Genomic DNA, 8,045 nt, shown 5'->3' on the forward strand with positions numbered 1-8,045 from the left:
TTTTAAAAATAACTAACTATACCAAAGTGTATTTTGCCTTTCTGCAAATCTAAAGGAATATTTTTTTGTTTTCCTAAAGCATAGTTCAAAGATAAACTACCTAATTTAGTCAGGAAGGTAAAGCCTACGCCAAAACTAAATGGATGAGTCAGTTCTGTCCGCCCCTGATAAATTTGTTGCATAACCGCCTGATCGTAAAAAACATTCAGGAATGAGTTTTCTTCTACAAATAGTCGGTATTCCAGAGTTTGCACAGAAAAAGAACTGGCAAAAAACTGCTGTTCATCAAACCCTCTCAATGTTTTCAGGCCTCCTATTCTAAAAGCTTCATTCTCAAAAAGATCTTTTCCAGTAAGTATGGATGACAAATTATGAAAATAAATAACTGATGTTTTTGATAACTTCAAATAGTAATTAAGATCGGCTTTTAACTTAAATTGGCTAGTCTGTTTTTTTTCGGCTTGTTCACTTTTAATCTTTCTGGCACCTGCACCGGCAGAAAATATCAGATTATATCCCTTTTTTGGCATAAACAGATTATCCAGAGATCTTAAATCGAAATCTATACCATAAAACAAAGTATTAATATCGGCTATTCTATTATCTGAAGTAGCAGTTTTGCTGTAAGAAATCGTATTTCCCGTATAATTTTCAACATAAAATCCTAAAGATTTATTATTACTGTAGCTATAAACAAAAGCCAGTTTGGTATTCAGGTTCAAAAAATTAGTGTCTTGTTTGTAAAATAACACATCTGCTTTTAAACCTAAACGCGATTTAAAAAGATATGGATATTTAAATCCAAAATCTAATTCCTGTGCTTGTTGCGGAAGCCCCCTGTAATTGAAACTCAGTGTCTCGCCTTGCTTTAAAGAATTCTGAAGTTTCAATCTAAAATCTCCTGTAATCTGCAACTTTCCGGTTTTCTGATTAGGAAGAAAACCTATTAGCCCATCGAATTGGTTGGCATCCTGCTTATCTACAAAAATATTCAGTCTGGATTTATCAGCTACAAATTCTACTTCAGATCGCTTTCTCAGTTTCAAAAAAGGCAGCTCTCGCAAACGCTTATCCATATCTCTGATTTTATTTTCCTGATATACTGCGCCAGGTTTTAAACCCATGTGTGTGGATAAAAACGAATCGGATATCTTTAGAGAACCAATAACGCGGATTGAATCTATAGAAATCTTATCTCCGGGTATACTGAATACTTTTGCTGACAACGCCCGATTTTCAAACGTAAAACTATCTAACCAAACTTTTGCAAATGGAAATCCATGATTTTCATACCAAACCAAAAGATTTTCTCTTAGAGTTTTCAACGCTTGTAAATCCAGGTTTTGATTTATATAATTCTTCTCTTTAAAACTAATATCATAAAGTACTTGTGGTAAAATATTACCGTTTTTCAGATAAAGCAATTTGAATCTTTCCCCTAAATAAAAGTCAACTTTCAGCATATTATTGTTCCATTGTTTACTTAACGTATCGGCATAGAAGTATCCGTCATAATGTAATTTCTCTAACCAGTTGGCAACGCCCAATTCAGCCTTTAGTGAGTCTTCAAAAACAAATGAGTTATTTTTAAGCAATTCTTTTGGAAGCCCTGTTACTTCAACTTTCCTGTCCCAATTTTGCGCATGTACGCATACAGTACTAAAAAGTAACAGATATATTAAGAATTGTTTAAACATAGGGTAAAAATAGGCGTTAGAATTCAAAATCAGAACTATAGTAATCTCCAATTCTATTTATATTAACTTTGTATCCATGGCCGGAATTTATATCCACATTCCCTTTTGCAAGCAAGCTTGCCACTATTGCGATTTCCATTTCAGTACATCTTTAAAATATAAAGATGACATGCTAAAAGCTATTGAAAAGGAAATTGCAATACAACGAAACTTTCTGGAGGGAGAAAAGATTGAAACGGTTTATTTCGGCGGAGGTACTCCGTCGTTACTAAACAGTGATGAAATCAATCGTATAACAGAACAAATTCAGCATCTGTATAATGCAGACAATTTGATAGAGGTAACGCTGGAAACAAATCCGGATGATTTATCTTCCCAAAAAATAGCTTCGTTAAAGCAGACACTTGTAAACAGATTTAGCATTGGGGTTCAATCTTTCTTTAATGAAGATTTGCTATGGATGAATAGAGCACACCATGCAAAAGATGCTGAATCTGCAATAAAAGCATCGCAAGATGCAGGCTTCGAAAATTTAACAGTCGATTTAATTTATGGTTATCCCTTGTTAAATGAAGACAAATGGTCCTATAATATCAATCGTGTCATTGACATGGGCATTCCTCATGTTTCATGTTATTCTATGACGGTTGAACCGAAAACTGCTTTGGCTTCTCTTATAAAAAGGGGTATCGAGAAAAATATAGACGATACAGAAAGTTCGGAACAGTTTCTGTATTTATCATCACGTTTACAGGAAAATGGCTTCGAACATTACGAAATTTCCAATTTTGCCCGAAACAAACGCTACTCTATCCACAACACCAACTACTGGAGAGGAGTGAAATATTTAGGAATCGGCCCTTCTGCACATTCTTTTGATGGCAAAAACCGTCAATGGAATATCGCTAACAATGCAAAATATATTCAATCTTTAACAAATGGAGTGATTCCCGCAGAACAGGAAATACTGAGTTCCAAAGACCGGGTTAACGAATATATCATGACTTCTCTAAGAACCATGTGGGGCTTGGATATCAAAAAAATAGAAGCAGAATTTACAAAATACAAACCCGGGATAATCAAAAACTTGTCAAAGTTTTTCGAAAAGAATTGGGTGGTACAAAAAGATAATCACGTAACTTTAACCGTATCGGGCAAATTATATGCAGATTATATTGCCTCGGAATTATTTATAGAAGATGAATTTCAAGAATAAAGTTGTTTGGATTACCGGAGCATCATCTGGTATTGGGAAAGAATTGGCTATTGCACTAAAAAGCCAGGGAGCTAAGCTCATTCTTTCTTCAAGAAAAAGAGAAAAACTATATCAACTTAAACAGGCTCTTAAAACAGACCCAATTAATACACACATTCTATCTCTTGACCTTACTGATAAACAAACACTGGCTTTGAAAAGTGAGGAAGCCTGGCGAATTTACGGGTATATAGATATTTTAATTCATTGTGGGGGTATTAGCCAACGTTCTTTAGGTTTAGAAACCTCCTTAGAAGTGGAACAACAGATTTTAGATACTAATTATTGGGGTACAGTAATTTTAAGTAAAAACATTATTCCCAGAATGATTGAAAATGGAAGTGGGCATGTAGTAATCATTAGCTCGCTCATGGGAAAATTCGGCACTCAATACCGAACGTCTTATGCGGCTTCTAAACATGCATTGCATGGTTATTTCGACTCTTTACGATGTGAGGTTTATGATAAGGGAATAGACATTTCTATTATTTGCCCCGGTTTTGTTAATACAGATATCACCAAGAACTCGTTGACCGCTAACGGGGAGAAATATGAACGATCAGACGATTTCCAGCTAAATGGTATATCTCCTAAAGAATGTGCTTTACAAATTTTAAAAGCTATAGAAAAGAAAAAAGAAGAAGTGATTATTGCAGGAAAAGAAAAGTGGGGAGTTATTTTGAAAAGATTCTTCCCGGCTTATTTTTCAAAAATGATTCGAAAAAGAAAAGTTATTTAAAACTTGATCTTTTTCTGAATAACCTAAAAACTTCATTATATTTATTGGTCGAAAATTTCAAAAATTTTTTTTGCTATATCCCTTTTCATGAGAACTATAATTGAGAATGCATTTATAATAGATGACGATGACATTTATATTTTTGGAATAAAGAAGCTTGTTCAGATAAAGAAGCTTTGCAAAGAGATTCATACATTCAGCAATGGCTTTGACGCCTTACAACGTTTAAAAGAACTGGAAGCTCAAAAAAAACCTTTTCCCGAAATTATTTTATTAGATATTAATATGCCCGTCATGAATGGCTGGGAATTTATGGAGAAATTTAGTGAGATTGACGAATCTCTTAGGAAAGACACCAAAACTTATATGGTGAGTTCTTCTATAGATCCGGAAGATATCGAAAAAGCAAACAAACTAAGGGAAATAGAAGAATATATTATCAAACCAATAGACTTAAATACACTAATCAGAATATTTACAACTACCTAATATTTTGTAGCTCGTCACTAAAATGACAACAAATTAACCGTTTAGAGTTACTAATAAAATATTCAAATATTAACTTTACACGTTAATACTGTGTATTTTTTGATTTTGAAATGGGTAAGATATTTTCTTTGACATTACTGTCGATACTTCTTTTAGTTTTCGATCTATATATATACAAAGCGATTTTGGACATCTATCCGAAATGGACAGAGCTTAAAAAGAAGAAGTTTAAATATATTTGGTGGACTTACAGCATTGCCTTAATTCTGGGTGTATTCATAAGTATCTTTTTTAATATTTTTCTTTGGTTAAGAGCTGTAATATTAGTGTCCTTTTTCATAACCTTCGTCAGCAAGTTATGCTTTGTTCCCATGCTACTAATAGATGATTTAAGAAGATTAATCACTAAAGTTTTTAGAAAGAAGGAGATTCAGAATACAAGTATAGAGCCTGTTGGTCAAGAAAATTCTATTTCGCGTTCAGAGTTTTTGGTAAAATCAGGAATTGCTATTGCGGCCATTCCTTTTAGTACCTTAACCTGGGGAATTGCTTACGGTGCTCATGACTATCGGGTAAGAAAACAAACCTTAATTCTTCCAAATCTGCCCGCTTCGTTCGATGGAATTAAGATTGCACAAATATCCGACATCCATTCCGGTAGTTTCTACAATAAAAGGGCCGTTCTGGGCGGTGTAGAAATGTTGTTGAATGAAAAACCGGATATTGCATTCTTTACAGGTGACCTCATAAATGGGAAAGCCTCAGAAATGCGGGATTATCAGGATATATTTTCAAAAGTTAAAGCTCCTTTAGGCGTATTTTCCGTTTTAGGCAATCATGATTACGGAATGTATGAAAAGTGGAAGGACGAAGCTTCCCAAAAGAAGAATCTAAATGACTTAAAGCTAACTCATAAAAATATGGGATGGCAGTTACTCAACAACGAGAATAAGCGGATAAAGATAAACAACGAAGAAATAGGGATTTTAGGAATCGAAAACTGGGGTGGTGGCCGCTTCCCTAAATTTGGACGGATGCAAGATGCTATTAAAAATACCGATGATCTCCCTGTAAAATTGCTTTTATCTCACGACCCTTCGCACTGGAAGCTTCAGGTCCTTAAAGAATATCCACAAATAGACGTGATGTTTTCCGGACATACCCATGGTTCACAATTTGGCATAGAAACAGATCATTTTAAATGGAGCCCGGTTCAATATATTTACGAAGAATGGGACGGATTATACCAACATGAACATCAACAGCTATATGTAAATGTAGGATACGGATTTTTAGGTTATCCAGGAAGAGTTGGAATATTACCCGAAATAACGATATTTGAATTAAAGAAAGCCTAAATCTTTAATTTTTAATGAAATATTACCTGCATAAAAGTCTGGACTTCCTCATATTCAGCAATATTTTCATTGCTATATGTGCTGTAGCTCAAGCTTTAGTCACTTACCATTTATTGGGAATACAACCTAATATTATTGTTTTATCATTTCTGTTCTTTTCTACGCTCTGCATTTACAACTTTAGTATATTAATACAAAAACCTGCTATTCATAAACGTTCTCCTTTTAGAAGAATACGATGGGTTTACTGGCATTACAGATTCTGTGTATCAGCAACTATCGTATCAGCAATCTCATTAATTCCAATTTTCTTTTTGTTAAGCTTATCCACTAAATTACTTTTAGTTTTTCTCGGGCTGGTATCCATCGGATATTCGCTTCCTTTATTCAGTGTTAATGACAAGAAATTTGGATTAAGAAACATTCCTGGATTAAAGCTTTTTCTTATTGCATTGGTTTGGGCTGTAAGTTGTGTTACATTTCCCATTTTAGAAATCAATGAAGAACATCTATATCATATCAACTTTCAGGATATCTTTATTTTGACAGCAAAAAGATTCCTTTTCATTGCAGCTATTACAGTTCCATTTGATATCAGGGATCTTTTTCAGGATAAAATAAATGAGCTAAAAACAATTCCGACTGTGTTGGGAGAAAAAGGGGCTTATATTTTCTGTCAAATATTATTGTTGCTTTATCTGGTTCTTCTTTTTGTCTTCAACAAAGGAATAGATATTAATTTCATAGCTCTAACTATCACTATTGTATTGGCCGGATGGCTCATTTTTAAATCAAACTGGAAAAAGAACGAATATTATTATTTTTTCTATCTGGACGGTACCATGGCGCTGCAATACGTATTGTTAGCAGCTTCCACATTCATTTCAAATTCTATTTCATTTTAAAAGACGAAGACCGTCATTAGACGGCCTTCCTTATCAAATTATTTTGTCCCTTCTGTATTGTCAGGGGCCTGATCTATCAATTCCATAAACTGGTCGAGTTCTGGTGTAATGATAATCTGAGTCCTTCTATTCTTACTTTTTCCGCTTTCTGTAGTATTACTCGCTATTGGATTATATTCTCCCCTACCGCCCGCAGTTAAGCGTTTAGGATCTACACCATACCGGGTTTGCAAAGATTGTACAACAGAAGAAGCCCTTAGTACACTTAAGTCCCAATTATTTCTAATGTTCGTTTGCGAAATAGGCACATTGTCTGTGTTACCTTCTATTAATACACCATAAGATTTATAATCTTTAATAATCTTGGCTATTTTGCTTAAAGTTTGGTCAGCTTTCTCCGATATTTCGTAGCTACCAGACTTATACAACATATTATCCGCTAAAGAAATGTAGACTACGCCTTTCAGCACCTGTACATCTACATCTCTCAATTCTTCACGGCTCAAAGAACGAGTAAGATTATTAGTAAGGACAATATTCAATGAATCACTTTTATTTTTAGTATTAACTAAATGCTGAATGTATTTATTTGATGCATTTATTTCGTCTACAAGTTTCGAAATATTCACATTGCCCTGACTACTTGAATTGAGACATTTATTTAAAGCTTTTTGTAAAGCTGCAACATTTGCTTTTTCAGAAGCAATTTGCTCTTCTAAGCTCTTCACTCGACTACTAGATCCTGACAATCCCTGCTGGCTGTCTTGAAATTTCTGATTTAACTCTCTAGCCCTTGTTTCAAGGTCGTTATATTTCGTTTGCAAATCCGTATATTGCTTTTTACTCACACAGCCCTGGCTAAACACCGCCAAAACCAATAAGACGTAAATTGAAAAGTATGCTCTCATAACAATTACTATTGGTGAGTAATTAAAACGTAGGAAAGTTGCGGAATGTTTTAAAAATAAGTATTAAATAAACAGACGATGAAGACAAAGAGTCGCTAAAAATGTTCTAGTCATCTGTAGCTGGGCTCGAAAGCTTCCCGTCATAATTGGATCAAGCAAAAAAGTTGGGGCTATTGATAAAATAATAGTTTTGCTGTTTTATTAATCCAGACATTGGAACAGGAACTTCTATCATTGTTATTATCTTCAGGGCTCATAGCATTTCGAACTCATTCACATTGAAAGCTGGTGGATGGCCATATCTCTATATTCCAGCAAAATATCTCATCGTCTACGACATACCATTAAGGCTAAGCTTTTTTTATTAAGGAGGCGCTGTCCCTATGAACTTTTCATAATTCATTATGTATAGAAAAATACACTAAGTCCTCTTAGGTATAGCGACACTATAGCTATATTGGAGCTATGCTATAGCTAAGCAACGGAAATTAAAAATAAAAAACCGCGTTTACAGCCAATAGAGCGGGGTGCAAAAATGGTTTTTTTGAAACAAAAATACACTAAGTCCTGCAAAACGGCCAACCGCCATCCGATTCAAGGCACCACGCAAAGCCAGCCAATCTATCTCTAACCAGGACTAACGAAAACGACCGATGAACGGAAAGAAGGTAAAAGCCGATAAAGCAGAACCACC

8 protein-coding genes are annotated in these 8,045 nt (G+C 34.5%); 5 read left to right on the top strand and 3 right to left on the bottom strand.

The features are described from left to right. Nucleotides 1-2: 2 nt before the first annotated feature. Together ABWO41_RS01760 and ABWO41_RS01765 are read right to left on the bottom strand one after the other, a co-directional pair. A complete protein-coding gene (locus ABWO41_RS01760; protein ID WP_353132484.1) occupies nt 3-1,697 on the bottom strand; it encodes a POTRA domain-containing protein in 1,695 nt (564 codons plus the stop codon). A 16-nt stretch (nt 1,698-1,713) separates the two neighbouring features. Continuing rightward, entirely contained in the window at nt 1,714-1,836 is a 123-nt protein-coding gene (locus ABWO41_RS01765) for a hypothetical protein (protein ID WP_353132505.1), read from the bottom strand. Here ABWO41_RS01765 and hemW point away from each other — a divergent pair. From hemW to ABWO41_RS01790, 5 genes are all read left to right on the top strand, one after another. Then, complete coding sequence (gene hemW, locus ABWO41_RS01770) at nt 1,795-2,913, top strand: radical SAM family heme chaperone HemW (RefSeq protein WP_353132502.1); 1,119 nt, start codon at nt 1,795-1,797, stop codon at nt 2,911-2,913. The two genes, ABWO41_RS01765 and hemW, sit on opposite strands and share 42 nt — an antisense overlap. Continuing rightward, nucleotides 2,897-3,691, top strand: coding sequence for an SDR family oxidoreductase (locus ABWO41_RS01775; RefSeq protein ID WP_353132487.1), 795 nt, complete (start codon nt 2,897-2,899; stop codon nt 3,689-3,691). Before hemW ends, ABWO41_RS01775 begins: the two co-directional genes overlap by 17 nt. Before the next feature lie 87 nt (nt 3,692-3,778). Beyond that, the gene (locus ABWO41_RS01780) at nt 3,779-4,180 is read left to right on the top strand and encodes a response regulator (protein ID WP_353132490.1); all 402 of its coding nucleotides are present in this window, start codon (nt 3,779-3,781) and stop codon (nt 4,178-4,180) included. A 110-nt stretch (nt 4,181-4,290) separates the two neighbouring features. Then, the gene (locus tag ABWO41_RS01785; protein ID WP_353132493.1) at nt 4,291-5,538 is read left to right on the top strand and encodes a metallophosphoesterase; all 1,248 of its coding nucleotides are present in this window, start codon (nt 4,291-4,293) and stop codon (nt 5,536-5,538) included. Nucleotides 5,539-5,552: 14 nt separating this feature from the next. Further along, complete coding sequence (locus ABWO41_RS01790) at nt 5,553-6,443, top strand: UbiA family prenyltransferase (protein WP_353132496.1); 891 nt, start codon at nt 5,553-5,555, stop codon at nt 6,441-6,443. Nucleotides 6,444-6,481: 38 nt separating this feature from the next. Here ABWO41_RS01790 and ABWO41_RS01795 read toward each other — a convergent pair whose 3' ends face one another. Further along, nucleotides 6,482-7,351 (bottom strand): OmpA/MotB family protein, encoded by an 870-nt coding sequence (locus ABWO41_RS01795; RefSeq protein ID WP_353132499.1) that lies wholly within the window; start codon nt 7,349-7,351, stop codon nt 6,482-6,484. Nucleotides 7,352-8,045 lie beyond the last annotated feature (694 nt).

Source organism: Pseudopedobacter sp. (assembly GCF_040392825.1).
Classification (GTDB): Bacteria; Bacteroidota; Bacteroidia; order Sphingobacteriales; family Sphingobacteriaceae; genus Pseudopedobacter.